The organism is Rummeliibacillus sp. BSL5 (assembly GCF_052928305.1).
The window spans coordinates 178425-204735 of sequence record NZ_JAVGCV010000003.1 but is presented as its reverse complement, the minus strand read 5'-3'; the positions used below and the strand labels follow the sequence as shown (position 1 = coordinate 204735).

The 26311-nt window shown below is 36.1% G+C and carries 31 protein-coding genes; 25 read left to right on the top strand and 6 right to left on the bottom strand.

All coding sequences use genetic code 11. The features are described 5' to 3' along the window. Nucleotides 1–13: 13 nt before the first annotated feature. The gene (locus RCJ93_RS12685; protein ID WP_446739197.1) at nt 14–1150 is read right to left on the bottom strand and encodes an MFS transporter; all 1137 of its coding nucleotides are present in this window, start codon (nt 1148–1150) and stop codon (nt 14–16) included. A 145-nt stretch (nt 1151–1295) separates the two neighbouring features. Between RCJ93_RS12685 and RCJ93_RS12680 the strand changes: the two genes are divergently transcribed. From RCJ93_RS12680 to RCJ93_RS12630, 11 genes are all read left to right on the top strand, one after another. Beyond that, a complete protein-coding gene (locus RCJ93_RS12680) occupies nt 1296–1856 on the top strand; it encodes a thioredoxin family protein (protein ID WP_150285269.1) in 561 nt (186 codons plus the stop codon). A 148-nt stretch (nt 1857–2004) separates the two neighbouring features. Next, on the top strand, nt 2005–2922 hold the full coding sequence (locus RCJ93_RS12675) for a diacylglycerol kinase (RefSeq protein WP_150285268.1): 918 nt from the start codon (nt 2005–2007) through the stop codon (nt 2920–2922). A 359-nt stretch (nt 2923–3281) separates the two neighbouring features. Continuing rightward, nucleotides 3282–4628 carry a cytochrome ubiquinol oxidase subunit I gene (locus RCJ93_RS12670; RefSeq protein ID WP_066790052.1) on the top strand — a complete coding sequence of 449 codons (1347 nt, stop codon included), beginning with the start codon at nt 3282–3284 and terminating at the stop codon, nt 4626–4628. Continuing rightward, nucleotides 4625–5650, top strand: coding sequence for a cytochrome d ubiquinol oxidase subunit II (locus tag RCJ93_RS12665; protein WP_446739196.1), 1026 nt, complete (start codon nt 4625–4627; stop codon nt 5648–5650). The genes RCJ93_RS12670 and RCJ93_RS12665 overlap by 4 nt, the downstream gene beginning before the upstream one ends. A 14-nt stretch (nt 5651–5664) precedes the next feature. Then, complete coding sequence (gene cydS / locus RCJ93_RS12660; RefSeq protein ID WP_371859453.1) at nt 5665–5784, top strand: cytochrome bd oxidase small subunit CydS; 120 nt, start codon at nt 5665–5667, stop codon at nt 5782–5784. 150 nt (nt 5785–5934) lie between these two features. Continuing rightward, complete coding sequence (locus RCJ93_RS12655) at nt 5935–6276, top strand: hypothetical protein (RefSeq protein WP_249774882.1); 342 nt, start codon at nt 5935–5937, stop codon at nt 6274–6276. 26 nt (nt 6277–6302) lie between these two features. Further along, nucleotides 6303–6671, top strand: a complete 369-nt coding sequence (locus RCJ93_RS12650) for a hypothetical protein (protein WP_446739195.1) — start codon at nt 6303–6305, stop codon at nt 6669–6671. Nucleotides 6672–6687: 16 nt separating this feature from the next. Then, nucleotides 6688–7167, top strand: a complete 480-nt coding sequence (locus RCJ93_RS12645; protein WP_446739194.1) for a hypothetical protein — start codon at nt 6688–6690, stop codon at nt 7165–7167. A 244-nt stretch (nt 7168–7411) separates the two neighbouring features. After that, nucleotides 7412–7564, top strand: coding sequence for a hypothetical protein (locus tag RCJ93_RS12640; RefSeq protein ID WP_446739193.1), 153 nt, complete (start codon nt 7412–7414; stop codon nt 7562–7564). A 21-nt stretch (nt 7565–7585) separates the two neighbouring features. Then, nucleotides 7586–7783 carry a hypothetical protein gene (locus tag RCJ93_RS12635; RefSeq protein WP_446739192.1) on the top strand — a complete coding sequence of 66 codons (198 nt, stop codon included), beginning with the start codon at nt 7586–7588 and terminating at the stop codon, nt 7781–7783. A 140-nt stretch (nt 7784–7923) separates the two neighbouring features. Next, entirely contained in the window at nt 7924–9576 is a 1653-nt protein-coding gene (locus RCJ93_RS12630) for a MutS-related protein (RefSeq protein WP_446739191.1), read from the top strand. A 47-nt stretch (nt 9577–9623) separates the two neighbouring features. Here the strand turns inward: RCJ93_RS12630 and RCJ93_RS12625 are convergent, their stop codons facing one another. After that, the gene (locus tag RCJ93_RS12625; protein WP_446739190.1) at nt 9624–10037 is read right to left on the bottom strand and encodes a VOC family protein; all 414 of its coding nucleotides are present in this window, start codon (nt 10035–10037) and stop codon (nt 9624–9626) included. Nucleotides 10038–10203: 166 nt separating this feature from the next. Here RCJ93_RS12625 and rlmD point away from each other — a divergent pair, with 166 nt between their 5' ends. Continuing rightward, the gene (rlmD, locus tag RCJ93_RS12620; protein ID WP_446739189.1) at nt 10204–11565 is read left to right on the top strand and encodes a 23S rRNA (uracil(1939)-C(5))-methyltransferase RlmD; all 1362 of its coding nucleotides are present in this window, start codon (nt 10204–10206) and stop codon (nt 11563–11565) included. A 255-nt stretch (nt 11566–11820) separates the two neighbouring features. Here the strand turns inward: rlmD and RCJ93_RS12615 are convergent, their stop codons facing one another. Next, nucleotides 11821–12522: a type 1 glutamine amidotransferase domain-containing protein gene (locus RCJ93_RS12615; RefSeq protein ID WP_446739188.1), complete on the bottom strand. Its 702-nt coding sequence runs from the start codon at nt 12520–12522 to the stop codon at nt 11821–11823. A 74-nt stretch (nt 12523–12596) separates the two neighbouring features. On the opposite strand from RCJ93_RS12615, the gene RCJ93_RS12610 reads away from it, so the two are divergent. The 13 genes from RCJ93_RS12610 (at nt 12597) to RCJ93_RS12550 (ending at nt 23086) form a co-directional block, all read left to right on the top strand. After that, nucleotides 12597–12947: a MerR family transcriptional regulator gene (locus RCJ93_RS12610; RefSeq protein ID WP_446739187.1), complete on the top strand. Its 351-nt coding sequence runs from the start codon at nt 12597–12599 to the stop codon at nt 12945–12947. A gap of 528 nt (nt 12948–13475) precedes the next feature. Next, nucleotides 13476–13928, top strand: a complete 453-nt coding sequence (locus RCJ93_RS12605; protein WP_446739186.1) for an HIT family protein — start codon at nt 13476–13478, stop codon at nt 13926–13928. Further along, the gene (locus tag RCJ93_RS12600) at nt 13921–14733 is read left to right on the top strand and encodes a protein phosphatase 2C domain-containing protein (RefSeq protein ID WP_446739185.1); all 813 of its coding nucleotides are present in this window, start codon (nt 13921–13923) and stop codon (nt 14731–14733) included. The genes RCJ93_RS12605 and RCJ93_RS12600 overlap by 8 nt, the downstream gene beginning before the upstream one ends. Before the next feature lie 953 nt (nt 14734–15686). Further along, a complete protein-coding gene (locus RCJ93_RS12595; protein ID WP_446739184.1) occupies nt 15687–16268 on the top strand; it encodes a hypothetical protein in 582 nt (193 codons plus the stop codon). A gap of 613 nt (nt 16269–16881) precedes the next feature. Then, the gene (locus RCJ93_RS12590; protein WP_066790021.1) at nt 16882–17202 is read left to right on the top strand and encodes a PadR family transcriptional regulator; all 321 of its coding nucleotides are present in this window, start codon (nt 16882–16884) and stop codon (nt 17200–17202) included. After that, nucleotides 17199–17753, top strand: coding sequence for a DUF1700 domain-containing protein (locus RCJ93_RS12585; protein ID WP_446739183.1), 555 nt, complete (start codon nt 17199–17201; stop codon nt 17751–17753). Before RCJ93_RS12590 ends, RCJ93_RS12585 begins: the two co-directional genes overlap by 4 nt. After that, nucleotides 17746–18534: a DUF4097 family beta strand repeat-containing protein gene (locus RCJ93_RS12580; protein WP_446739182.1), complete on the top strand. Its 789-nt coding sequence runs from the start codon at nt 17746–17748 to the stop codon at nt 18532–18534. The genes RCJ93_RS12585 and RCJ93_RS12580 overlap by 8 nt, the downstream gene beginning before the upstream one ends. A gap of 612 nt (nt 18535–19146) precedes the next feature. Further along, nucleotides 19147–19461 carry a YfzA family protein gene (locus RCJ93_RS12575; RefSeq protein ID WP_446739181.1) on the top strand — a complete coding sequence of 105 codons (315 nt, stop codon included), beginning with the start codon at nt 19147–19149 and terminating at the stop codon, nt 19459–19461. A gap of 15 nt (nt 19462–19476) precedes the next feature. Further along, nucleotides 19477–19848 carry a GntR family transcriptional regulator gene (locus RCJ93_RS12570; protein WP_392996937.1) on the top strand — a complete coding sequence of 124 codons (372 nt, stop codon included), beginning with the start codon at nt 19477–19479 and terminating at the stop codon, nt 19846–19848. A 5-nt stretch (nt 19849–19853) separates the two neighbouring features. Beyond that, complete coding sequence (locus RCJ93_RS12565) at nt 19854–20720, top strand: ABC transporter ATP-binding protein (RefSeq protein ID WP_446739180.1); 867 nt, start codon at nt 19854–19856, stop codon at nt 20718–20720. Continuing rightward, complete coding sequence (locus tag RCJ93_RS12560; protein ID WP_446739179.1) at nt 20713–21318, top strand: ABC-2 transporter permease; 606 nt, start codon at nt 20713–20715, stop codon at nt 21316–21318. The genes RCJ93_RS12565 and RCJ93_RS12560 overlap by 8 nt, the downstream gene beginning before the upstream one ends. Before the next feature lie 565 nt (nt 21319–21883). Continuing rightward, nucleotides 21884–22372: a DinB family protein gene (locus tag RCJ93_RS12555; protein WP_150285255.1), complete on the top strand. Its 489-nt coding sequence runs from the start codon at nt 21884–21886 to the stop codon at nt 22370–22372. Between the two features lie 213 nt (nt 22373–22585). Next, nucleotides 22586–23086: a DUF6584 family protein gene (locus RCJ93_RS12550; RefSeq protein WP_446739214.1), complete on the top strand. Its 501-nt coding sequence runs from the start codon at nt 22586–22588 to the stop codon at nt 23084–23086. A gap of 25 nt (nt 23087–23111) precedes the next feature. Here RCJ93_RS12550 and RCJ93_RS12545 read toward each other — a convergent pair whose 3' ends face one another. The 3 genes from RCJ93_RS12545 to RCJ93_RS12535 all read right to left on the bottom strand — a co-directional run bounded on the left by RCJ93_RS12545 (nt 23112) and on the right by RCJ93_RS12535 (nt 26302). After that, nucleotides 23112–23750, bottom strand: a complete 639-nt coding sequence (locus RCJ93_RS12545; protein ID WP_251647937.1) for a hypothetical protein — start codon at nt 23748–23750, stop codon at nt 23112–23114. A gap of 488 nt (nt 23751–24238) precedes the next feature. Next, a complete protein-coding gene (locus RCJ93_RS12540; protein ID WP_150285252.1) occupies nt 24239–24787 on the bottom strand; it encodes a hypothetical protein in 549 nt (182 codons plus the stop codon). Between the two features lie 465 nt (nt 24788–25252). Further along, complete coding sequence (locus RCJ93_RS12535; RefSeq protein WP_446739178.1) at nt 25253–26302, bottom strand: 2,3-butanediol dehydrogenase; 1050 nt, start codon at nt 26300–26302, stop codon at nt 25253–25255. Nucleotides 26303–26311: the final 9 nt, after the last annotated feature.

The following is a 26311-nucleotide window of genomic DNA, read 5'->3' as shown; positions in this document are numbered from 1 at the left end:
TTAACCCCAACCTTTACTTTCTTTTTCTTATTAACAAGTAAACGCCAAATAATCCTGCAAGAAACGAAATGGAACCAAGGAGATAATAAAAGAGATGCCCACCCCATTCATGGTAAATAAAACCGCCAACAGAGGATGATACGATGCCGGAAAGACCAAAGAACAATAGCGCTAATACAGTTTGGCCTGTGGCACGCCATTCCCGTGGAACGATTCTGTATAAATTCTGGATGGCAGCCGTATAGTATATTGGGAATGTAAGCGCTTGGAAGAGCTGAATGATCGCTAGCAATAATGCGCTCTCCACAATACCTGATAAGAAAAAGCGAAGCGCATAAAAGAATATAGCGATCGTCATGATTAGCAGTTCTTTTCCTTGTCGTAGCCACCAAACACTGAGGGCAAAGATCACGATTTCACTACCAGCAGAGATAAAAAAGGCTATGCCGACAAGTGAAGGGTCGCCGCCAAGTGAGCGAATATGTATGCCTAAAAACGTATCATTCATCCGAGCCGGAATAGAGCTGAGGAAGACTAACAGTAAAAACAGCTGCATTTCTCTATTTTTTAATACTTTTTTCAGCCCATCGATTGTCACAGGGGCAGAGCTAGTCGGGACATCAGGCATTTTCCACATAACAGCAAAGCTAATAAACCCAATCACAACGAAAAGAATAGACACGCTGCTCATGCCGAACCATTTCATCACATAGCCGACAACCAGTGATAGGACCGCATAGCCGAGAGCCCCATATGTACGTACAGAACCATAGTTGGTGCCGATGGTTTCAGTCATGGTGAATGACAAACTTTCAGTTAAGGGATCGATTGGCATTAAGAAGAAATAAACAACCATTGCCGCTATGATCAAACCTACAAAGCTATTCATATGAAATAAAAGAAATCCGCTAATCGCTGCCATAAAGATTAGAAGCAGCAACACTTTCCGCAGCGTTTTCCTGCGGTCGCTAATCATGCCCCATAGTGGCTGTGCAATAATCGTCACAATTCCGCCAGCACCGATAATCAATCCAACTTCATTTGTTTCGAGCCCTTGTCCATCTAAGAAGACAGGCAAGAATGGAATAAACAATGCAAGCATACCGAAAAATAAAAAATTGTGCGCCTTTAAAAGACGTTGAACACTCAAAAAATAACCTCCTTCTATACTAACCTCCTGTAACATACTACAGCGAGGTAGAAATCCCATTATAGCAGGAATTTCAATGAATGGAGAGTGTCTTTTTGCGAAAAAGAGGTAAAGTGATTACACTAAAGAGAAGGAGGGGATTTTCATGAAAACAGAAGAACAGTATTTTGCAGAAGGAACACCGATCAAAGACTATATGGATCAAATGGATACCCATCAGGAAGCGAGCATGCATGTGTACAATGAATTCGAGCTGCCTGAGGACGGTCCATTTATCTCACTGCTCAAAGAAAAGAAACCCCATATTTTAGCGATTACAGAAGACTGGTGCGGAGATGCGATGATGAACAACGCCATATTAAGACGCATTGCTGAAGAGGGCGACATCGAAGTGCGCACAGTACTCCGTGATGAAAATGAAGAGTTGATTGACCAGTATCTAACGAATGGCGGACGCGCGATTCCTATCTATATTTTCCTAAACGAACAAGGAGATGTTATTGGTAAATGGGGACCGCGTGCGCCACAGATTCAGGAGTATATGACCAAGGGTAAAAGTGAATTGCCAGATGCTGAGGATCCTGCTTTTGAGGAAAAACAAGAAGAGCTATTTGCACATATTACAAGGGAATATGCTACAAATGAGAAGTTCTGGAGTTATGTTTATGAAAGCCTAAGCCGCGCGCTCATCTTAGCCCTATCGTAATGGGGCTATTTGCAGAAGGTGCCTATTCGTTATAAAATAGAGGTTGGCTATCCAGTAAATGGGGGCTTCATGGCCCCTTTGCTGGAACTTAAGCATGAAGGATTCGTTCTCTTTATAGAGAAATTTTGTAAAGTAGGAAGGTAGAATGATGAAGCGAGCACGTATCATTTATAACCCCACATCAGGCCGTGAAGCTTTTAAAAAGCACTTGCCTGACGTATTAGCTAGACTGGAAGTGGCAGGCTATGAGACATCTTGTCACGCGACTACATGTGAGGGTGACGCTACGAACGCGGCCAAAGCTGCAGTAGAAAGAGGCTTTGATGTCATCATCGCTGTGGGAGGCGATGGCACGTTAAATGAAGTGGTTGCAGGTGTAAGTGGTTTTGAAAACAAACCATTAATTGGGCTAATCCCAATGGGCACGACCAATGACTTTGCGCGAGCAGTCCAAATCCCGCGCGACATTGATAAAGCACTTGATATTATTATTGAAGGCAACAGCATCCCAGTAGATGTTGGATGTGCCAATGATCGTCACTTTATCAATATTGCAGGCCTTGGCAGAATTACTGAGCTGACATATGAAGTACCAAGTAAATTAAAGACAGTTTTAGGACAGCTAGCTTACTATCTAAAAGGCATCGAGATGCTGCCATCCATCAAAGCTACAAAAATGCGGATTGAATATGATGGAGAAGTATTTGATGACGAAGTAATGATGGTGTTAATTGCCTTGACTAATTCCGTCGGCGGCTTTGAAAAACTTGCGCCTGATGCAAGCCTAAATGATGGGCTGTTCTCTGTGTTCATTCTTAAAAAGTGCAATATAGCTGATTTCGTCAAGCTTGTTACACTTGCAAGTAGAGGCGAACATTTGCGAGATCCTCATATTATCTACACAAAGGCAAGCCACTTGAAAATCACTTCAGACGAAAAAGTGCAGCTAAACTTGGACGGAGAGTATGGCGGGGACGTGCCGGCTGAGTTCACCAACTTAAAACGCCACATAGAATTATTAGTCCCAATCGAAAAAATGAAAGAAATCGACCGACCACAAGATTAATAAAGGACTAGAGAGCAAAGATGCTTTCTAGTCTTTTTTTATGTTTTTCAACTTAGTCGACTAATGTAAGGCTACTTCATACATTCTCCAGCATCAAAAGTTCACCTCACTTCAAATTCTCGTTTGAAACATGAATAAAAGACGCATAATGCGAGTATCATACCTAATTGGGGAGATTTAAAAAGTATTTAGTTAGAATAGTTAAAAAATTATTGGTAAGAGGGTATACGTCCTAGAAGGGAGGAAAGAGCATGTATAAACAGCAGGAGCGAAAGTTAATCATTGCAAGTTTCATCGTGGCGGGTATTATGCTGCTCTCGATTCTGGGCAGAATTTTTGGTCATTAGGGAGGGAAATAGATGGTAAATGAACATGCCGTCTTTTACAGCAGGTTGCTGACAGAATTTACTTTAACTTTTCATATTATTTATGCCACGATTGGCGTTGGCGTGCCGCTTCTTATCATGATTGCTCAATGGATTGGCATTCAGAAAAATGATGAGCACTACATATTGCTTGCGAGAAGGGTAGCGCGCGGTTTCGTCATTACAGTAGCAGTCGGTGTCGTGACAGGAACCGCCATTGGACTTCAGCTGTCGCTGTTATGGCCGAACTTTATGCAGCTTGCAGGGAATGTCATTGCTTTGCCGCTCTTTATGGAGACATTTGCATTTTTCTTTGAAGCGATTTTCCTGGGCATTTATTTATACACATGGGATCGCTTTGAAAACCAAAAGAAACACTTTCTACTGCTAGTGCCGGTTGCCTTAGGCGCTAGTGCCTCAGCCGTATTTATCACCATTGTTAACGCATTTATGAATGCCCCTCAAGGATTTGAACTGGTAGATGGAGAGCTTGTGAATATCCAGCCGCTTGTTGCTATGTTTAACCCAGCCATGCCGACAAAGGTAGGGCATGTACTGGTGACAGCTTATATGACTTCTGCCTTTATCCTAGCTTCCATTGCTGCTTTCCGTTTGTTAAAAGGGTCTAATCATATCTATTATAAAAAGTCCTTATATCTATTTATGAAGCTTGGTCTCGTTTTCTCTATTGCAACGGCCATGCTCGGTGACTTCTCTGCGAAGTATCTCGTTGAATATCAACCGGAAAAACTTGCTGCGGCAGAGTGGCATTTCAAAACAGAAAAAGGCGCATCACTCTTGGTGTTTGGTCTGCGTGACGGGGAGGATGTAAAGTATGCTATTCGGATTCCTTATGGTTTAAGTATCCTGGCGCATTACAACCCGAATGCTGAGGTAACAGGGCTTGATCAATTCCCTGAAGATGAAATTCCGCCACTGTATATACACTTCCTTTTTGACTTGATGGTGTCAATTGGCTTCTTCATGGTGGCTGTTTCAGCGATTTATATCATTGGTAAGCTGAGGAGCTGGCGTTGGATTCATTCGAAGTGGTTTAGATGGATTATGGTATTAGGAGGACCACTGGCAGTCATTGCAATCGAAGCAGGCTGGTGGATGGCAGAGGTAGGGCGCCAACCGTGGATTTTAGTGAATTATATGAAAGTCGCCGAGGCTGCGACATCAAGCAATCATGTGGATCTTATGCTATTGCTGTTCTGCATTATCTATCTCATTCTTGGCGTCGGCAGCGTAGTTGTTCTTCGCCGAATGTTCAAACGGAATCCGATTGAGCGGGAGATTGCCGATCGGAAAGCGGAAAAAGGCGGTGATTTATCATGAGTTTAGAAATCCTCGGCATCTCTGTCCTATGGTTGTTTTTGTTTGGCTATGTGATGATTGGCTCTATTGATTTTGGAGCAGGCTTTTTCAATGCCTATAGCGTCATTACAGGGAAAAAGCATATTCTGACCAATATTATTCAACGCTATCTGTCGCCTGTGTGGGAGATCACTAATGTGTTTTTAGTCTTTTTCTTCGTCGGCATCGTAGGATTTTTCCCGAAAACGGCCTTTTACTACGGCACTACACTGCTTGTGCCTGCGAGTATCGCGCTTGCTCTGTTAGCAATTCGAGGGAGCTATTACGCGTTTGAATCCTATGGTTCGAGAGGACATGTTGGCTATTCCTTTATGTACGGTGCATCAGGGCTATTGCTTCCTGCATCTCTCTCGGTGGTCCTGACCATTTCAGAGGGCGGCTTTATCCGAATGCATGGCAATAACCCTGTGCTCGATTACCAAGCATTATTCACCAGCCCATTAACATGGAGCATCGTATTGCTCGCCATTGCCGCGGTTCTCTATATATCGGCCGTCTTCCTTACATGGTATGCGAATGCGGCAGGAGATGCAGATGCGACAAGGCTATTGCGTAAATACGCGCTCATCTGGTCCATTCCACTAGCCATCACTGTAGTTGGTATCATGGTAGAGTTGCGCAAGCACAATGAAGCTCATTATGCGCGGATGGTAGATATGTGGTATTTATTTGCTATATCGGCTCTTATGTTTATCGTGACTGTCGGATGTATCTGGATGAAGCGCAACTATGGATTAGCGCTATGGCTATTGGTCGGTCAATTCGCTTTAGCATTCTTTGGCTACGGCATATCACATTATCCATATTTGCTGTATCCTCATTTGACAATCTATGACTCATTCACAAACGAAGCCATGGCCATTTCCTTAGTCATCGCCTTTGTACTGGGGCTATTGCTGCTTGTCCCTTCACTCTATCTTGTCCTCAAATTATTTTTATTTGATAAGGACTATGTTCGCGGCAAAGGAAACCATCATGCGTAGAGGAGGAAAGCCCGATGGAACATTTTCTAATATTTTATGCACCATTTATCGTCGTCATCCTGTCCATACTAATCGGCTTTTTCGTTGCTTCTAAGGATGGAGCTGTCAGGGAGGAAGAGGAGAGCCAGTCTTAATAGCTATACATTATCCAAGGGTTTATATGACCCTTGGGTTTTTTTATTTATTTGGATGTTCGATAAATCAATAAGAGGTTTATGGTAAAGTAGACAAAAAGATACTTTTAAATAAAGTTAGCTTAGGTATAAGGATAAGGTAAGGTGAATATGAAGAAAAAATCACAAGCATACTTTAAGCTTAGCGCCGATGATGTGTTAAGTATAGTAAATGATTATCTAGAAGAAAAAATTAGTTGGGGAACGTACAATTCTAAGTTAAGCTTTATTCTGGATGACGATAAAGATATTAGAGTTATAGCTGCTTATGGAGATATTAATGATCAAAGTATAGATACTATTAACCTTGAAAAGTTAGATAAAGAAATAGATTTTAATGGGGAAGTGTCGACTTTACCAGACAGCTCTTTATTGAAGCCACAGGATTTTCAAACAAGAGAAAAAGTAAGAAAAAGAATCAAAGAGTTAAAAAAGGATATAGGAGATTTTTAAGATCTCACTACTTTGAGGGGGAAATGATGGAAATATATCCGGATGAATTAGATTTCATTTCTTTATTTTGTGTTGATGCAAAAACAACTAACAATCATCTACCTTATCATTATAGAGAAAGCTTTTACGAGTTTACTATTCATGAATTACAGTATAAGGTAACTCTTTTTCCAAGTGTTGATGAGTTTTCTATGAAAGTTAAGAATGTATCAATAGGCGCCACAATATTTGAGTCTTCTTACAAAAGGCTAAGTAAAATTGAGATTCTGAAGGATACAAAACATGAAGCAGCCTTTAGATTGTTTTTACATGAGGATAGCGATCGTTTCTGTATGATTATTGATATTGCCATTAAACCATACTTTTCTGTAATGATAAGAGAAGACTTTACATAGCAGGAGGAAATTTCATTTGAAAAAATTCCGAGGGAAGAGACGTTACTTTCGTAATTTATGGAGAGAGACAAAAGTTAATAATTATGATTTGAAGATTGAGAAGGATAGTTGGTTCGACTTATGGCATACGCACCTCAACTTTTATGGGTATGGAAATAATAGTTTGAAGATAAGAAAAGAACATATGAAAGCAAATATAGCGCTATATAAGGACTTTCAAGAAACACTTCAAGAACTTGAAATGCCTTATCAACTATGGATTGAAATAGTGGAAGAAGATGCAAGCTTAGATGCTATTTACCTACATACCTCAAACCCTAATGAAAACAATTTCCCCTTTAAAATAGATAACGTAAACAGAAACTGCACGATTCCAACATATTTAAAAGAGGTAATAAATCTGAATGAATTTAATGTGGGACAATATAAAAGTGAATCGAGTACTATCTATCTAATTCAGAAAAAGCTATTAGAAAAGAGAGAAGAAAGTATTTGAAAAAGAGTAAACTACTTAATTTATTTAGAAGAACTTTATTGAACAATGATGATTATGATGCGGAAAGTAAAAATCAAATAATGGATTATTCACCAAATGAAATAATTTGATTTTATCGACACATAGAGCATTATGCGAGGCTATTCCACATAATGTACGAGGTATTATTTGTAGGTATGATAAAGGAATACTCTCTTGGAAAGTATATTTTGACGGCCCCTATACTGAGGATGAGAAGGATATATTGAGCACTGCATGTACGGAAGTGTTTTCAGACTTTGTTGATTATATAGAACATGTGAATGAGCAATATATAGAGCTGCCTTATCCTTTGAAAATGGAATATGCGCCTATAAAGGAATGGGCTTTTAAGAGATTTGAAGGACTTAGTGAATAAAATTAAGAAGGAGGGATTATGATGGAAGTTTCATCTTCAAGTTGGGTGGATTGGCTTCTTTTAGGACCTGTAATTATATATTTAGTGCTAATTATAGTCGGAGTTTATATTGTAGTGAAAGTCATTAAGTTTATGAATGCCAAAATAAAATTGGACAAAGAGAGAAATGAAAAACTCGATGAGCTAATTAGAGCAATGAATCAAGATAAAGAGGAGTAACTTATATCTGCTAGACCTAATCTTTAAAGATTAAGGTCTTTTTTTATAGAGGCTCTCCCTTTCAGGGGATTAATTGAAATAAAAAGGAAAATAACCTAACATAAGGTTAATAACTGATTATCTGAAAATGAGGGACAAGTATGTTCTATATCCTTGGAATAGCCGTATGTATCCTATTGCTGCCTTACTTTAAATACACCAGATCGGTGGAAACGAAAAAGAGAGTGGAAGTTGAATGGGAAGAGAAACGATTTATACCACCCACAGAGCCTTTGGAATCTGTGAAGTCATACTGGGAGTCAACCCCCAAACAGCCAAACGTTCATCATATCGACTCGATTACCTGGAATGATCTTTCCATGAATGAGGTTTTTCAAAAAATTAATTATACGCAGACCTCGATTGGCTCTGAATATTTATATAATCAGTTGCACACCGTCCAACTTGAAAATCAAGATGCCAATGAACCCTTATATGAGTTAATGGGACAAGACCATGAGCTTCGGAACAAGCTGATTTATATTCTTAAAAAGCTAGGGAAAGAAAATTACTCTAATTCATCCTCTTTTTTTTATAAAAACTACGGGAACATTACTCATATTTGGTTTTATATCCTCTGTGGCTTTTTACCAGTAGCAAGCATTATTACAGCTTTTTTTAACCTAAAGGTGGGCATAGGGGCTCTTGTTCTATCCATGGTCTTGAATATCCTGATTTACTATAATAAAAAGCTACATCTAGACAGTAGCTTATACGAAACATCTTATATTGCGGGAATTATCCGTGCAGGCAAGCGTCTTGCCAAGGTAAAAAATGTCGCGTTTCAGCCCTACGCTACAGGTATTCGTAAATGCATTAAGCCCATTCGCAATCTATTACATTTCGAGAAGGTTATTTCAATCGGCAAGGGTAAAGGCGAACTAGATGGTCTGTTTGAATACATACGAATCATTTTTTTGCTGGATTATATTTCGTATTATTTTATGATTCGCATGATCTCAAAATATAAGGAAGAATACGAAATGCTTTGGAAAACAATAGGGGAGATAGATGCAGGCATTGCTGTAGCATTCTATCGACATTCTACAGAGGGCTACTGTACACCTGATTTTACTGAGAAAGAAGAAGTAACGTTTACTGATTTGTATCATCCGCTCATTAAAAACCCTGTAAAAAATTCATCAGAGGTACACAAACAGACATTGATTACAGGTTCCAATGCTTCAGGAAAATCCACCTTTATGAAGGCTGTCGCAATCAACTCTATATTGGCTCAAACCATTCATACCGTCCATGCTAAATCTTGGAGCATGAAGCCTAGCTATGTCCTTTCCTCCATGGCTATTCAGGATAATGTCATCGACGGGGACAGTTATTTCAAAGCGGAAATCAAATCGTTAAAACGTATCATCAAAAAAATCGAATCAGGTGTTCCTTGCTTAGTATTTATCGATGAAATTCTTCGTGGGACGAATACAGTGGAACGAATTGCCGCATCTGCCTCTATGATGGACTGGCTGACAAAGCATCCGGGCATGATTATGATCGCATCACATGATATCGAATTGACAACCATCGCTGGATTCGATAACTATCATTTCCGAGAAACAGTCCAAGATGATGGTGTCTATTTCGACTATCAAATTCATAAGGGTCCATCCACCACGAAAAATGCGATTAAGCTGCTAGAGGTTATGGACTATCCTTCTTCTGTTACAGCTTTGGCAAACTCATTAGCAGAGGAGTTTGATGAGAAGGGAGAATGGCGTTTTCCTGCAGAAACCACGAGATAACGATTCAAGAAAAAGAGGTAACATTCGAGTGGCTTTTGCCACTCGAGTTATATATCATATTTTTCTTTGAAAACCGGACTTAGTTCACTCCAAATATCAAATTTATTGCCATCCAAATCATAAAACACAAAATTTCTTCCGGCATGTCCTCTGTTTTCAACCTCTCCTACATGTACTTCTTTTTCAATAAATTTACGATGAATGGTTTCTAATGCATGCATCCCGTTGACTTCAAATGTCAGAGAAAGGCATTCATTGCCATGTGAATCATGAAAGTTGAGTCTTTCGTCTGCTGAAGATCGAACGAGGAAAACACTTTGATTAGCTAAGTCAAGAATCGCCTTTTCCTCGTCTTTATAATTTAATATCGCACCAAGTTTATTTACATACCATTCACTTGAGAGTCCAACATCTGAAACTGGTATATAAATAGTGCCAACTCTTTGTAATTTTTCCGCCATCATATTTTCTCCTTTTTCGGCCAATTTTATGTTATATATTGTTCTATCGATACCCAGCTAATTCCTTTTATCTTCAGGAGGTTGTAGGGATTCTTTTTCTAAGCTCTTGGATTTTTTCTTTTTCGCTCCCGTGATACAATAGAGGAACTGAAACGGAGGATGCAGAATGACAGCACCAGTTAAAAAAAATGATCGTTTAACGGTTGATATAGAGGATTTAACACATGATGGAGCAGGCGTCGCAAAGATAAACGGTTATCCGCTCTTTGTTCAAGGCGCGTTGCCCGATGAGCGAGTAGAAATCCATGTTTTAAAAACATTGAAAAACTATGGCTTTGCCAAAATTATAAATATAGAAATTCCTTCACCTGACCGGGTCGATGCAACATGCCCAGTGTATGATCAATGTGGCGGATGCCAGTTACAACACCTATCCTATGCGGGGCAACTGAAATGGAAGGAAAAAATGGTGCGCGATGTGATGGAACGCATCGGCAAAATTGATGTACCTGTCCTTCCGGTAAAAGGTATGGAAAACCCATGGAATTATCGAAACAAAGCGCAGATTCCATTTGGCGTAAATGGGGAAGCACCGATCGCTGGATTTTATAAAACAAAATCCCATTCCATCGTCGACACAGAACGCTGCTTGATTCAAACACCGGAAGCGGACGCCATATTAGAAGGGTTAAAACCGCAGCTTTGGAAGCTCGGCATCAAACCTTATAACGAAGAAACGGAACAAGGCATGCTGCGACACGTGGTAGTTCGAAAAGCGCGCGCGACAGAGGAAGTCATGGTTGTCCTTGTCACAAAGAAACGTAAATTCCCGCAGGCAGAAGAAGCAGTGGCACTTATCCGTAAGCTTATTCCGAATGTTAAATCGATTATGCAAAACATCAATGGGGAAAACACTAATGTCATCTTTGGCAACGAAACCATCAACCTATGGGGGCAAGACACGATTGAGGACCATATCGGTGACGTACGCTTTGAAATCTCAGCACGTTCCTTCTACCAAGTGAACCCAATCCAAACTGAAGTGCTGTACAAGCAAGCCTTAGATTATGCAAACCTAACAGGCGAAGAAACAGTCATAGACGCATACTGTGGTATTGGAACGATATCCTTATTTATGGCTAAAAAAGCTAAATTTGTGATGGGGGTTGAAATTGTACCGCAAGCGATTGAAGACGCCAAACGAAATGCTAAACTAAACGGCTTGGCCAACACTTACTTTGAAGCTGGCCCAGCCGAAGAAGTCATTCCTCGCTGGTACAAAGAAGGCAAAACGGCCGACGTTCTAATGGTAGACCCACCAAGAAAAGGCTGCGATGAAGCATTGCTTAAAACCATTTTAGAGCAACGTCCAAAACGCGTGGTCTATGTCTCATGCAATCCATCTACATTGGCAAGGGATTTAAGAATTCTAGAAGACGGCGGCTACAAAACAAAAGAAGTGCAGCCTGTGGATATGTTCCCTCATACGGGACATTGCGAAGCGGTCGCTTGGATGGAGTTAGTATAATAATAAAATAAAAAGCAGACGTTTTAGAAGTGCATTATGCACCTCTAATTGGCCGTCTGCTTTTATTATTATCTTATGAATGAACTGAGCCAAAATTTTGGGTGTCAGTTCAGTTAATAACTTTTTAGGATTACATACAGGTGCGTCAGTTCGTGTGCAGGAATCTGATATTTTTGGATAAATAACCCGTTATTATTGTTTAATAGTTTAGATCTTTCGCTAAAAATACGTTATGCATAGAAATTAAACTGACATCTACATAGGTGAAAATTCAAGTGATTTTAATACTTTAATTACTTCTTTGGCAACTGCGCCACCTGATGCGGGGTTTTGTCCTGTGACGATACGATTATCAGTTACAGTGAAAACTGACCAATCAGCGCCTTTTACATAATTAGCCCCTTTACGAATAAGTTCATCTTCAGTTAAAAATGGAACTGCTTTATCTAGCCCCACAGCAATTTCTTCTGTGTTAGTAAAACCAGTCACTTTAGTATTTTTAATTAAATATTCTCCGTCACCATTTTTAATGTTTAATAATCCAACAACTCCGTGACAAACAGCAGAAACAACGCCACCGTTAGCGTAAATAGTACTTGCAATGTTTTGTAGGCTTTCATCTTCTGCGAAATCCCACATAACTCCATGACCACCTGCATAATAGATAGCATCATAATCATTCGGGTTAATAGAGTCAGCCGATAAAGTAGTGCTTAGTTTATTTAAGAAATCAGGATTTGCGTAATATTTCCAATCTAATTCGGTCATTTGATCAGCTTGTAAACTGTGTGGGTCAAGTGGCGTATAACCACCTTTAGGGCTCACGTAATCAATTTGATATCCTTCTTTTTCAATTTCATCTGCAAAGTGAACAGCTTCCCCTAACCATAAACCTGTTGCACGTTCTAAATTGGGATACTTAGATATATTCGTTACGACTAATAAGATCTTTTTCATTATACAAGCTCCTTTATGTTTGATACTATCAAGCTTAAAGGTTAAACCATACTTTAAGTCAAGGAGGACACTTCGTGTATACAATTCAACAAGCGAGCCTCTTAATTGAAATTCCTGCAAGTTCAATTCGATACTACGAAAAGATAGATTTAATTCCACCAATTAAAAGAAATGAACAAGGGCATCGAATATTTGACGAACAAGATATTGAACTTTTAAAACTAATTAAGTGTTTTCGAAGTCTAGGGATGTCAATTGAGGGTATAAAAGTAAATATTTCAACGTTGAGATTAGAACAAGAAGAGATTAATACGCAAGCTATACTAATCCAGCATAAGAAAAAACTAGAAGAGCAAATTGGTGTTTTAAATTCATTTATAAGTGAAATTGATCAGAAAATCATTAAATTACCAGATACAGAATAAAAATAATCTATAACGATTAAGCTGCGTGTTTCTACCATGTCTCTTTATTTTATTGTCTACAGTCCGCACGCACTACATGTTGAATGTGTGGCGGTTTTAGAGTTAGTTTAATACTACTTCACTGGGAAAATGTGTTTTGAAAGGGTTAGTAAAGATTATAAATGTTTGGGATGAACCTCTCTAGATGATAGCTTTGCAAATTGTTGTTTTTCTACACTTTTAAGAGCAAAATTATAGTTAGAATTATTAATACTCCAGGTTGCTACAGACAAGAAGTAATGTGAAGTGTTTGCGTGATTTGAAAAAGTATAAGTTATTAAATAAAGAACGAATTCTGTAAAAGGAATTCGTTCTTTTTTATTGAACTAACGAAGTAACTTAGTTTAATAATCATATTAGACTTCTTCAACAATAGGGCCATATTGTTGAAGAAGACTTCTAAGTTGAATAGTAATATTTAGGAAATTATACAAATACTATAATGTTTATATTATAATTCTATAAATACTTAAAAGGGGGATAATTCAAATGAATGACTGTTTTATTTGTAATAAACACGCTGGAAATATTGAAACTTCTGGAGTTATGATTTATGAAGATGAATATGTGTATGTGGGACAGATTGATAGAAATGGTAAATCCAATTATTTAGGTCATATTATGATTGACCTAAAAAGACACATACCGACACTTGCTGAAATGACAGTAGAAGAAGCAAAAGCATTCGGTGTTATTATGGCTAGAGTTAGTAAAGCACTAAAAGATTCAGAAAACGCTGAGCATATCTACTCTCTTGTTTCGGGGAATTCTATTCCGCACCTTCATATGCACCTAGTTGCTCGTTATCCTAATACACCAAAAGAACATTGGGGACCAATGGAGGTTTACGATTGGGAAGATGCACCTATGGGTGAAAATAATGAGGTTATTGAACTTTGTAATCGTCTTAAAACATATTTAGAGAATAATCAATATGAATAATAATTTCAAAGATTTTAGTTGGGTTGGAAGTCAAGAAAACTTCGTGGATAAAGTAAAAATCCAGTATTTAAATCATATAATTGTGGGACGATATGGTGGAAATTCGAATGCAGGGCAATATAAGAATGAAGATGGATGTCTTGTATGGTTTAACGAAAAAGAAGATTGGGAGTTCGTTATTGCTTTAGATGCACATAACACAGCTGAGAGTGCCGAAAGAGTATTAGGATTGTTTGAAAATGAAAAGGCTCAAATAAAGCATTTATTATCAATGGAGACAACTCAAAACACTTTTAAGATGCTAGAAGAAAAGATATTAAGTATGTTTCAATCTAGGGAATTCTTATCTACTTGTAGAAATATAAAAGGAGAAACTGCTTGTTTAATTGTTGCCAGAAAAGATAAATATATTTGGTGGTTTTCTGTTGGGGACTGCGTTCTTTTTTTATTTCACCCAGAATTATCTGCGTTAGGTCAATACCAAATAAATCAAAGACAATTCTATGAATGGATTGGACAAGTCAATACTTTTGAGCAAGAAGTACCTTGTTACAGTGTGGGTATAAAAGAATTAAGACAAGGAGAAAATCGCCTTTTTCTAACCACAGATGGTCTAATTGAATGTCCTAATGAACCATATTCAAAACCAAAAAACATTTATAATTCATTCGTTAATTCTAAGGATGAGGAAAGCATTAAAACAATGTTTCAAAACATCCGAGAAAACAATGTACGAGATAGCACTACCATAATTTCCTGGAAAGTAAATATTATAAAGGAAGTTACTATACCAAGTAATCAATAAGATTAACTACTGATTGGTATGCTAAATGTGAAGTTAAATACTTAAGATCTTCAACAATCGGGCGCTTTCCTGGAAACAAGGTAAGTGCCTCTCTTGTATTTTTAACTGGATACTAATAGTTAGGAATTTATCAATGTCTTAGATTATTGAATAACTTCTGTATGAAAAAGCCTCTCTCTGAACATATTAGAATATAGAATACTAGATAAACCTTAGTAGGAGAGTGAAAGATAAATGTTATTATCCGAAGCGTGGAAAAAATACCAACAAGTTAAAAAAATCGAGGGATATTCAACACTTACATTAAAAACATATTGTTTTCAATACAATCTTTTATTGCGATTTTTTGGTGATATTGATATGAACGGATTTAATACAGAAAAATTAAAAGAATACTTGATACAGTCAGGAAATCACTTAAAGCCTTCTAGTTTAGGGCATTCGTTGTGAGCCCCTTTGCTTTATTTGGGTTTCAGACATTGGATAATTTGGTTGCCATTAGTCCCCTCAATATCATTTGTAGTCTCGGATTTAGTAATTAAAAAAAGGAATTCTGCTCAAAAGTAGTGGGTATTGCTTTGGATACTCTATTAAACAATCGGGCGCTATCCTTGAAAAAGGATAAGCGCTTCTTTTCATTAAAGAGCCTTATAATTGAACAACACCTTTAAAGAAATAAGGATGTTTATGTTAAAATTCAGGTGAGATTGTAAAGATATACTGAAGCTATTAAGGCCGGTTAAATTCCCATATGCCCCACAAGCGATAATGAAGAGTGGGTTAAAAAGATATTAGATTTCAAGACCGGGGCAAATGCAACATCTGTTACTTTTAATTACAGGTTTCGGGGATCAATCAAAAAAATATTTTTTTAATAATACTTATCAAGCTCTTAATAAATTAGCTCTTAATAAATTTGAATAAACACTTTTAGTTTTAGAGGAGAAAGAAAAATGGGATTTTATGCATTAAAAGATAATTTTGATGAAGGATTTACAACAGCTTATTGGAACAACAAGAATATTACTAACTATACATGTGAAGTTTGTGAAGGAAATAATAGCGAAAATAATGGTCCGCTTGTTATCTCTTTTGATGGAAAAGGGGATATGGCTGACTATTATCGAATTGTAAAATGGCATACTGTAAGTCCAAAACTCATGCAAGTTCTTGTAGATAACAAGATAACAGGTATTCGATTTAAAGATATTTTAATAGATGATGAAAAGGGAAATTTACTAACTACAGATTTAAAACAATTAGATGTTTATGGAAGAAGTGGACTTCTAACAGATTTAAATGGAGATGAAATACCTAATTGTCCAGTCTGTCATAGAGTCACTCCCGAAAACCTTGAAGGACAAAAAGGATTATCAATCAACTTAGACAAATGGGATAAATGGGATGGTTCAGACATGTTTTACTATGATAATTGGGAAGGAAATATCATTGTGACAGAAAAAGTGAAGGAAATCATTGAAAGAAATAACATTACGAATATTTATTTCGTTAATATACATTCATATGATTTATGAATCGGTTTTGAGGATAGTAATCTTAAATAATCGGGCGCAATTGCGAAATAAGAGTTTGTTTCCTTCTACAACTATAGATTATTTCAGTTACAAAAGTATAAGGGGAAATAGGCTAAATCCCACTAAAACAAGAACCGAGTCTATATAATTCCCATTAGCATCAATGTATTTCCACATGCACCTCGCACATTCTGAAGCAGTCGTTTGGTTGGAGTTAGTATAATAATTTACGAAAAACGGTTTCTGATTTTGAAATCCGTTTTTTGTTGCGTAGAAAAGGATTTGTTGAATTTATTGAACTATCGGAACAGCTCCAGTTTTATAGCGGTATTTAGGCTTGATTAACAATCGGTCCATAATATGGAGTACGCTTCTTTTATGAAAAGTTACCAAACGTGAACTGAGCCACAATTGTAAAACGCAAATAACAAGAAGATGAATTTTGCTTTCAATCAGTCTGAAATTTATTTACAGTTTTAAGTGTTTTTTTATTTTAGTACCTTGCAATGTACAGTAGCGTGTAGTAAATTACATTACAGGAGTTATTATTTTTTGTTCAGTACTGTTTAATGTGTAGTAGTACTTACATATACCATAAAGGAGCTGCGGTTTATTGAATGTACAATTTAAGAAAGGCATCTTGGAACTATGCGTGCTTGTGTTGCTTGATAAGAAAGACCGGTATGGATACGAGCTTGTTCAAGAAATTTCTGATCAGATTGAAATATCGGAAGGGTCCGTTTATCCGCTGTTACGAAGATTGACAAAAGAGGAATACTTTACGACATATTTACAAGAGTCATCAGAAGGGCCACCACGTAAGTATTATAAACTAACCGATAAAGGGCGGGAATATCTTTACGAATTGCTGACAGATTGGAAAGAGTTTTCTAATGGCGTAAATCAATTAATTGAGGAAGGGGTACGCAAATGAACAAAGAGCATTTTTTAAAGCAGTTAGAAAGTTCTCTAAAAAAGCTTTCTTTAGAAGAAAGACAGGATATACTGCAAGATTATGAGGAGTACTTCTCAATAGGAATCGAAAAGGGGAAATCGGAGCAAGAAATCGCAACATCCCTTGGCCAACCAAAAAAAATTGCGAAGGAGCTGCTGGCTTCCTATCATCTTGATATGGTCGAACAAAAGACTTCTGCAAGAAATATTACAAGCGCAGTTTGGGCTGTGATTGGATTGGGATTCTTCAATTTCCTTATTGTCTTCGCACCTTTTTTAACTTTGGTATGCCTTGTCATTTCAGGGTGGTTAGTTTCTGCAGCATTCATTCTTTCACCACTCGGAATCATAATTAATCTATTTATTGGTCAATTTAGAGTAGCTGATATGTTCTTATCGCTTTGTCTTTGTGGGATTGGAATATTCATAGCGATGGGGATGTTTGTTGCGACTAAAGCTATAACTAATGGATTTATTCGTTACTTGAAATATAACATTACTTTTGTGAAAAGAGGGATAAAGTATGAATAAAAAGTTATCAATTCTTGCCCTGCTTTTATTATTAATTGGTGGTGTAGGCAGTTACTTTACATTGTCACAATATTCTCAGGAAGAAATTACGTCAGAGAAAAAGGTGAGTTCTGATTTGTTAGAGGAAATCCAAATTTCCGCTGATAATGCAAGTGTAGAAGTTCTCCCCACTTCGGATACAGAGACTAAAGTACAGCTTGTAACAAAAGGTGTGGACGTTTCTAAGTTGGATTTTACCGCCAAAGTAGAAGGAAAGAAATTGATTATTAGGTTAAAAGATAAAAGGACCTTCTATATTGGATTTAACATACAATCATCTCATTTATACGTATATGTCCCACAAAAGTTGTATCACTCCATTATGATCGATAATGATAATGGAAAAGTAAAAATGTCGGAGCTGAATGTAAAGAATCTGAATGTGCAAACAGATAATGGCCGCATCGAATTAAATAAAATTGAATCAGAAAACGTTGACGTAAGAAGTGCAAATGGCAAGTTAAATCTTAATGAAGTGGAAGGAAATATTAAGGGCTCAGCAAATAATGGTAAAATATTGCTCGCTACAAAGGACTTAGATCGGAACATACAATTAGAAAGCAACAATGGAAAAATTTCAATTAAAACGGAGAAGGAACCGACTAATACCACTTTTAAAGTATCCTCCGACAATGGAAGTATCAACATCCTCGATAAATATGAGGGGAATACAGTCATTGGAAAGGGCGAAAATCTTGTTGATTTAAAATCTAATAATGGCAAAATCGAAGTGGTAAAATAAAATAGAATTTTAATTAGGATCATAAAAATGGATTATTCTTTATAAACCCACCAGCATTAATGTGTTGCGACTTACACTCCACGTATGTAGATTGTGTAGCACACTTATTTTAAAAGAAGACAATTAACCATGGCTAGTTGCCCTTCTATATAGTTTTTATTCTATTTGTAAGAGGTTCACGAAGGTGTAATATGGATATTCCTTCTTCGCTTTCGGATACTTTTTCATGTAGCTGAGTCTTTGTTTTAAAGCGTCAATTTCAAATTGAGTTTATTCAAGCTCTTTTTGAATTTGATGCTTTTTCTTATTGAGCTTTTTCGAGTAGGTCCTCCTCTTGTAATATCGAATATGAAGATTTCACAATCCCCTTATATTGTTTTGCTTTTCAGGTAAAACGTAATGCATATCGAACAAAAAATAAACAGGCCCTTGATAGAAACGGAATTTTCTTTCTTTTCAAATAATGAATTGCATAACATCTCATATATGTATATAATGTGTATATATTATATATACATTATATAGGGATATGGCTAATTATGTGTACTCGTTCATCAATGACAATTAATGAAGGAGTAACAACCAACACACTAACATTTTAAGAGAGGAGATGTGTTTCGAATAGAAGGCATAGAAAAAACTCATAAAATTAATCTAGGAAAACGCTGGATAATCACCATTGGTATATTTTTTATTGTTCAACTGATTTTTATCGTCGTTGACGGTACTTTCCTGGAACCAAACATAAACGATAGTGATAACTTATTTGCTAGGTTAGCAAGATGGATTTTGGACTTGAAGCTCTTTACTAAATGGATTGCCCCTTATTCCTTTCCATTTTTTAATATGTTCATGACAATTCACGTTATTGTTATACTGATTCAAGCAGTTCATGACATTATTTCTAGTATGTTTTCAGAAAAATAAAGAAGAGGGATTAGCATGCAAATTATTATTTCCAACAGTTCAAAGGAGCCAATTTATGAACAAATTACGAATCAAATAAAGTCGGCTATTTTAACAGGTGAACTTATGGAGGGTTCAGCAATACCTTCCATGCGTAACCTCGCAAAGGATTTACAAATTAGTGTTATAACGACGAAACGCGCCTATGAGGAATTGGAGAAGGCGGGCTTTATCTATTCCATTGTCGGGAAAGGTTCTTTTGTCTCAGAGCAAAATTTAGAGGTTATAAGAGAGAAGAAGCTAAAGGTCATTGAGGAGCAGCTAAGTGCGGTCATAACGAATAGCAGAGAAATTGGCTTGTCATTTGATGAATTGCAGCAATTATTGAAGATTTTATATGAGGAGTGAAATGAATGGAAAATGTGGTTGAATTAAAAAATGTAACAAAGCAATTTAAAGAGTTTTCCGTTAAAAATATTAATTTACAAGTGAAGCAAGGTTTTGTGACTGGATTCATTGGAGAAAATGGAGCTGGTAAGTCAACCACAATAAAGATGATGATGAATCTATTAAAGCCAGATGCCGGAGAAGTTAAGCTTTTCGGGTTGGATTACAAGTCACATGAGAAAGCTATCAAAGAAAGAATTGGTTTTGTCTACGATAGTAATATTTTTTTTGAAGGGCTAAATATAAAAGATATAAAGCGCATAGTTGCACCAGCTTATAAACAATGGGATGATACGTTATTTTATCGTTATGTTGATCAATTCAAATTACCGCTTAATAAACCAATCAAAACTTTCTCAAAAGGAATGCAAATGAAAGCTTCATTGGCTATAGCACTTTCACATCATGCAGAGCTGATTATCATGGACGAACCAACAGCAGGCTTAGACCCAATTTTCAGAAGAGAGCTATTGGATCTTTTACAGGAATTAATGATTGAAGATAATCGTACCATTTTCTTCTCTACGCATATTACAACAGATTTAGACCGTATTGCAGATTATATAGCTTTTATGCAGAATGGGGAATTAGTATTTAATCAGTCCATTCACAACGTAGCTGAAAACTATGCACTTGTTAAAGGTGGAGTGAATCTTCTGGATAGAGACACTGAAAAGGTCCTTGTTCATATTCATCGCTCATCAATGGGTTTTGAAGCATTAACTGATAATATTAAAGAAGTGAAAAATACTTTCGGAGACACAGTTGTCATTGAACGCGCCTCTCTGGAAGATATCATGTATTACTTGAAAGGTGGTATCCATCATGTTTAATTTAATCAGGCGTGATGTCATCCTACAGAAAAGGCAATTATTAATATTTATTCCTTTTATCTTATTCTTTATAATTATGGACTCACATCCAGCTTTGATTTTTCTCATTGCCAGTATTTTTATTCCCTTTAATACGTATGCATACGATGAAAAAGTAGAGACAAACATATTATTAAATTCCTTACCTTATACACGAACGGAAATTATCGCATCACGTTATCTAGGTGCTATTGTTTATATGGTTATAGCAATTGGTGTGACAAGTCTAGCATTATTTGCTTTCAATAAACCATTCACGATGATTGATATTGCGATTGGCAGTAGCTTATTCTTATTATTTGCTGCAATTACCTTTCCATTATTTCATATATTTAAACCAGGTTATATTTCAGCAGTTGTAATGATTAGCTTTCTCCTTTTAGCTGCTATTGGACCGGCTATTGTATTGTTTTTAGCTGAACATTTAACAGCAATAACTGATTTTATTAATAGTTTATCCGTCCCGTTTTTATATATAGGAGCGACACTTCTTATCATGTTACTCTATTTAATTTCTTGGGGGACTACGACTGTTATATACAAACGAAAGGCGTTCTAAGTAGGTTTGATAAAACAATCATTTTCTAAGACTTGGTTCGATTGATTGGATCAAGCCTTTTTGTTCTAACAACAATGGCATCAAGATTATGTAGAAGTCAATTGAATGTTAACTAAATTTTCCTTTTAATGGTTTATAATAAAGATTGATAATTTGAAAAAAGATGATTAAAAACCCTTTTTAGACGGATTTTCTTATTCAATATTCAGGCTGGATTGCTTGGCGCTTTATAGATTGATAATTCTTTAACATTACTGCTGCGATTAAAGTTGTAATTAACTGAATTGCCGTTGCAACCTGCATAGTAATGAAATTAAGTAAGTTTAGAAGTATTAACAATAAACTCTAAGTATTAATTCATTCGTTTTTATTGAACTAATGGCGTAGCTTAATTTAATAATCATATTAAGAGTTATTCCACAATCGGGCCTGAGGGTGGAATTGTAAGGGAGGTAATCTTGTGGTTTATCTCGAAATGTATGTTATGCCAAACAACAGGCAGAAAATGAAGGTAGGGTAAAAGGGATTATCAATATAAAGGGATTAATATTGGAGGTAATAGAAAATGGATGTAAGGACACTTTTGTTACAACAATGGGCAAGCTGCTTAGATAAAGAAGAATGGTTTCCAACACTTGAAAAAGTACTAGAGAATATTACTTTGGAACAGGCAATTTGGAAACCCGTTGAAGGGGCACATTCCATTTGGGAATTAGTTTGTCATTTACTTTTCTATGAAAAGAGAATTCTGTTACGCTTTCTTGGTGAAACAGCAAATGAACCAAAGGCAGAAAATAATGATGCTACTTATCGATTACCATCTGAGACCTTTCAAAATTGGAAGAAAACAAAACAAGAATACTTTTCTATTCATCGCGAACTTGAAAAAATACTAGCAAAATCAGAACTACAAGACTTGTATAGACCGATTCCTGATGACAATCCATTAATGCTTGAACTGAAGAGTTTAGCAATGCACAACGCATATCATATTGGGCAAATTGTATTCCTCAGTAAAATGCAAGGAGCCTGGGCAGGGAAACGCAGCTTTTAAAAAGCTTTAATAGCTTTACAGTTATTCCAATACAGGGCGCTTTTCTAGAAACACTATGAAACGACAGCTTATTGGCAGCTGACCCTTTTTAGGATTTATTTAATTGATTTTAGTTTTTGCAGATTAAACTTAAAATAATGCAATAGTATAATATATAAAAATACCATCATGAACTAATTAGAAAAAGAGTAATTTCCATAAAAGAGGGCGTTCATAATAGAAAAGAAAATAGCTAAGACTTTAAAACGAATAGAAGAAGATATTGAAAATGATGATTTGGGGAAAGCAAGGGATAGATTACATGGTTTAATATCAACTTTCCCTAATGAATTAGATCTCCGTAAAATGTTAGGAGACATTTATTTTAAATTAAAGTACCCTGCAATGGCTGGTCGATACTGGTATTTAGAAAAGAATAAGACTCCAAGAATGATAGAAGCGTGTATTGTATTCGAAAACTCCATGGGGAAGGACATTAATAAAATAGCCAGAGCCTTGAAGTATAAAGGTGACATTGAAATTTTAAGAGGACTGGAATTAGACCCAGAACTATTATCAATACAACATAAAGTAAAAGAAAAAATAATAGAAGAATCAGATGAACCAAAAGAAGATAATCATAAACCGGTGATTTTTGGTTGCCTATCCATAATAATTTTAATAATTACTTTTACATTAGTTGGAGTCTATACAGTTTTCAATTGGATATTTTAATATGATTTTTTTGTATTTTTTTGTGTTACCCATCTATCTTATATTTGTTAAACGCTTTAATGGGATGTTTACGCTTTTCAAAGATTTCGGTGTCATGGTAAGGAGCTTCTAGGTTCTCCCAATTGAATTGATCATTAACGCATGCTACATATAAATCATAGCCTTCACCATCATTTGGGAAAAACACATCTTTTTTCTCTCCGTATTGAAGCGCTTGCGTAATTTGATCTCGTAGTCTTTGAAGAGCAGCTCGATTACCAACGATATATGCGTTATCATGCCACATTTTTTGACCATAAATGTGTAAAGTTTCTTCTTCTTCAAAATATTTTATTGATGCTTCGATTTGCGCAATCATTTTCAAAGGTTCATTGTCCGTAATAAACATGTCTTGGTGAAACGAAGAAAAGTCCTTTGACTGTAGTTTATCTATAAACCGATTCTTTAAAGAACATTCCTGTACGAATAAATATATTTCTTGATGTATTTCACTCTCATACAAGATAACCTGAATAAACTCTGAATTTCTTTTGAAAATAAACTGTTTAAAGTTCGGCAGTAAAACTTTTTCTTCCGCTAAGAAAAAGCCTTTTGATGAAATAACGATTCTAGAAAAATGGACATGCTGTTTGCAGCTAGAAGTGTACCAATATAAGTTACTCATATTAAGACTCCTTTTTTAGTTGGTTTTATAATACAATGAGAAAAAAGATTGAAGATCGAATAGTATGAAGAAATTCTTCATTGGATAGGTTTAGTTAGCAATCATTAATTTGTTTGGAATAATTATAAGTTTATTCACTTCAATGGATTTAGTTAGTTCGTCTAATAGCAGCTTAAATACAAGGAAAATCGATAGAAACATAGAAAAGCTCAGAGAATTAGCATGGTTTAATGAGTTATATATAGATGAACGTCATCACAAAAGTTTTTATGTAAATTTAAAAGTAAGAAAGTATCTTCAAAGTCATATTTTCGTTTCACGTCTACAAAATAGTGAAAAAGGGAAGAAAAAATTTATTCATTTGTTAGAAGAGGTAGCACAATTACGCTAAAAAAATAATTTAAAACCGCATTTACTTACATTGATAAACCGTTATAAAAGTAAGTGCGGTTAACGAAAAAATCTTTAAAATGTTAAGAGAATACGTTTTAAAGGTTTTCCTTATTTTCAAAGATACGCGTAGTGGTAGCATCTAAAATCAATTTTATAGGTTGTCCTTCAAGAAATGTTTCAGCGTTTATGTGAAGTAAATGACCTTCCCAATTATTAAATTGAATATAACCTACAGGTATAGAGTTCTCTATAAGTTTAGAATTCTCTCGTTGAACTAATTCATCTATTGATTTAGTGATTGTAAAAATTGTATAGTAGTCTGAAAATAGCGGCTTTCCATCTGGAGAAAAGGTTACATTGGTAATTGAAAGACCCCTTTCGCAGAAGTCAAGTACTTGATAATTTGATAGGGTTTCACAATTAATCTCATATAAAAATGTATCTGTAAGAACATAACAAAATTTGTTTTTAGGAGAAAGGGCGACAGTGTTAGGTTTGCCTTGAAATTGACCATAAAACTCATTGTAATTCTCATCTTCGAATTTCACCCAAGTCCACTCTGCAGTCGAGAAAGGGGCAACAAAAATTTGTTCTGGATATTTTCCTGAAATGGGCTGTTTAGTAATTGTTGCAGATAAAAGCATTTGAATGTCACCTTCTTATGTCTAAATTATTCAATCCGTTTATATGTTTTATTATATAGTATTTCTATAGTTATTTATTTTTTGTTGGCAACTAGTTAAAAGAGGAAATGTTATAGTAAATTTAGTTCCTTCTTTTAGTACACTTCTACACAATTTCCATATCTAATCCAGTACCTTCAAGTGCTGGTGATATTAAAATTGAGCTACCAAGGTATGATAAGAAAACCCATATTATTTGCGATGGTACTATTATACTTTTAACTGTAACGGAAGATGGTAGCATTGTGATTAAATAGAAACATGGAATATTAATATAAGAAAAAAGTAAATTAAAGAATCCCCACTTCTATGGTAAATATCATATCATCATTAGAATGTGAATATTTGCACAGGAAATATAAAAAGAGCATAGCTATTTCAGCTGTGCTCTTTTTTAGCTTAGATATATATTAATCTCTCAATATATTATTTTTCGCCACTCATCGCAACTAGGATTTTTGATTGAGTTTTGTCGTTCGTTAACGTTACGAATCCATTATCAACAATTTCATCTAGTTTAATTTGACTTGTGATGATACCTTGTGGATTTAGTTGACCAGTACTCATTGCATCAATTGTTCTTTGGAAAATTGAAGGTGTGTAAACAATGGAAGATAAGATATTTACACCGGTGTTTGTAAGTTGAATTGGATTCCATTCGATTGGTCTTGCAAAAATTGAGACTATCATCATGTTACCACGTGGTTTAGTTACATCAATTGCTTGTTTAAAAGTAGGAGCAACGCCCGCCACTTCAAAGGATACATCCACCCCGTCAGCAGCAATTGTACGAACTGCTTCTACAGGGTCTTCTTTGCCTGAGTTAATAACATGTGTTGCACCTAATTCTTTTGCTTTTTCTAATCGGCTATCAGATAAATCCAATACGATAATTTTGCTTGCACCTGAAGCTTTAGCAGCAATTACTGTAAATAACCCAATTGGTCCAGCACCGAACACTGCAACTGAATCTCCTAAAGTAACGCCTGCATCTTTCACAGCTTGGACTGCAACAGCCATTGGTTCTACTAACGCGCCATCTTGTAATGTTAGGTTTTCTGGTAAACGATGTAACGATGTGACAGGAACATTGGCATATTCCGCAAATCCACCGTCTCCATGCAATCCAATGAAGTTAAACCCATCATAACGATCGACATCTTCATGTTTTTTTCTATATGTTAATGTAGGGTTAATTACTACACGGTCTCCAGATTTAAAGTCAGTCACTTTAGAGCCGACTTCTTCAATAATACCAGCAAATTCATGACCCATTGTGATTGGGGCCATTTCACCTGTTAAGTCAGCTTTCGCATCAACAGGAATGAAGACAGGTCCTTCTTGATACTCATGTAAGTCACTTCCACAAATGCCTGCCCATGCTACTTTTACTTTCACTTCATCTTCTCTTAAAGCTCTTAATTCAACCTCTTCAACTCTAATATCTTTTACACCGTGCCAAACTGCCGCTTTCATATATATTAC

Coding starts and splice junctions, on each gene's coding strand:
- RCJ93_RS12680 (WP_150285269.1), top strand. CDS start 1,296: ATGAAAACAGAAGAACAGTATTTTGCAGAAGGAACACCGATCAAAGAC.
- RCJ93_RS12675 (WP_150285268.1), top strand. CDS start 2,005: ATGAAGCGAGCACGTATCATTTATAACCCCACATCAGGCCGTGAAGCT.
- RCJ93_RS12670 (WP_066790052.1), top strand. CDS start 3,282: ATGGTAAATGAACATGCCGTCTTTTACAGCAGGTTGCTGACAGAATTT.
- RCJ93_RS12665 (WP_446739196.1), top strand. CDS start 4,625: ATGAGTTTAGAAATCCTCGGCATCTCTGTCCTATGGTTGTTTTTGTTT.
- cydS (WP_371859453.1), top strand. CDS start 5,665: ATGGAACATTTTCTAATATTTTATGCACCATTTATCGTCGTCATCCTG.
- RCJ93_RS12655 (WP_249774882.1), top strand. CDS start 5,935: ATGAAGAAAAAATCACAAGCATACTTTAAGCTTAGCGCCGATGATGTG.
- RCJ93_RS12650 (WP_446739195.1), top strand. CDS start 6,303: ATGGAAATATATCCGGATGAATTAGATTTCATTTCTTTATTTTGTGTT.
- RCJ93_RS12635 (WP_446739192.1), top strand. CDS start 7,586: ATGGAAGTTTCATCTTCAAGTTGGGTGGATTGGCTTCTTTTAGGACCT.
- RCJ93_RS12630 (WP_446739191.1), top strand. CDS start 7,924: ATGTTCTATATCCTTGGAATAGCCGTATGTATCCTATTGCTGCCTTAC.
- RCJ93_RS12625 (WP_446739190.1), bottom strand. CDS start 10,037: ATGGCGGAAAAATTACAAAGAGTTGGCACTATTTATATACCAGTTTCA.
- rlmD (WP_446739189.1), top strand. CDS start 10,204: ATGACAGCACCAGTTAAAAAAAATGATCGTTTAACGGTTGATATAGAG.
- RCJ93_RS12615 (WP_446739188.1), bottom strand. CDS start 12,522: ATGAAAAAGATCTTATTAGTCGTAACGAATATATCTAAGTATCCCAAT.
- RCJ93_RS12605 (WP_446739186.1), top strand. CDS start 13,476: ATGAATGACTGTTTTATTTGTAATAAACACGCTGGAAATATTGAAACT.
- RCJ93_RS12600 (WP_446739185.1), top strand. CDS start 13,921: ATGAATAATAATTTCAAAGATTTTAGTTGGGTTGGAAGTCAAGAAAAC.
- RCJ93_RS12595 (WP_446739184.1), top strand. CDS start 15,687: ATGGGATTTTATGCATTAAAAGATAATTTTGATGAAGGATTTACAACA.
- RCJ93_RS12585 (WP_446739183.1), top strand. CDS start 17,199: ATGAACAAAGAGCATTTTTTAAAGCAGTTAGAAAGTTCTCTAAAAAAG.
- RCJ93_RS12580 (WP_446739182.1), top strand. CDS start 17,746: ATGAATAAAAAGTTATCAATTCTTGCCCTGCTTTTATTATTAATTGGT.
- RCJ93_RS12570 (WP_392996937.1), top strand. CDS start 19,477: ATGCAAATTATTATTTCCAACAGTTCAAAGGAGCCAATTTATGAACAA.
- RCJ93_RS12565 (WP_446739180.1), top strand. CDS start 19,854: ATGGAAAATGTGGTTGAATTAAAAAATGTAACAAAGCAATTTAAAGAG.
- RCJ93_RS12560 (WP_446739179.1), top strand. CDS start 20,713: ATGTTTAATTTAATCAGGCGTGATGTCATCCTACAGAAAAGGCAATTA.
- RCJ93_RS12555 (WP_150285255.1), top strand. CDS start 21,884: ATGGATGTAAGGACACTTTTGTTACAACAATGGGCAAGCTGCTTAGAT.
- RCJ93_RS12545 (WP_251647937.1), bottom strand. CDS start 23,750: ATGAGTAACTTATATTGGTACACTTCTAGCTGCAAACAGCATGTCCAT.
- RCJ93_RS12540 (WP_150285252.1), bottom strand. CDS start 24,787: ATGCTTTTATCTGCAACAATTACTAAACAGCCCATTTCAGGAAAATAT.
- RCJ93_RS12535 (WP_446739178.1), bottom strand. CDS start 26,302: ATGAAAGCGGCAGTTTGGCACGGTGTAAAAGATATTAGAGTTGAAGAG.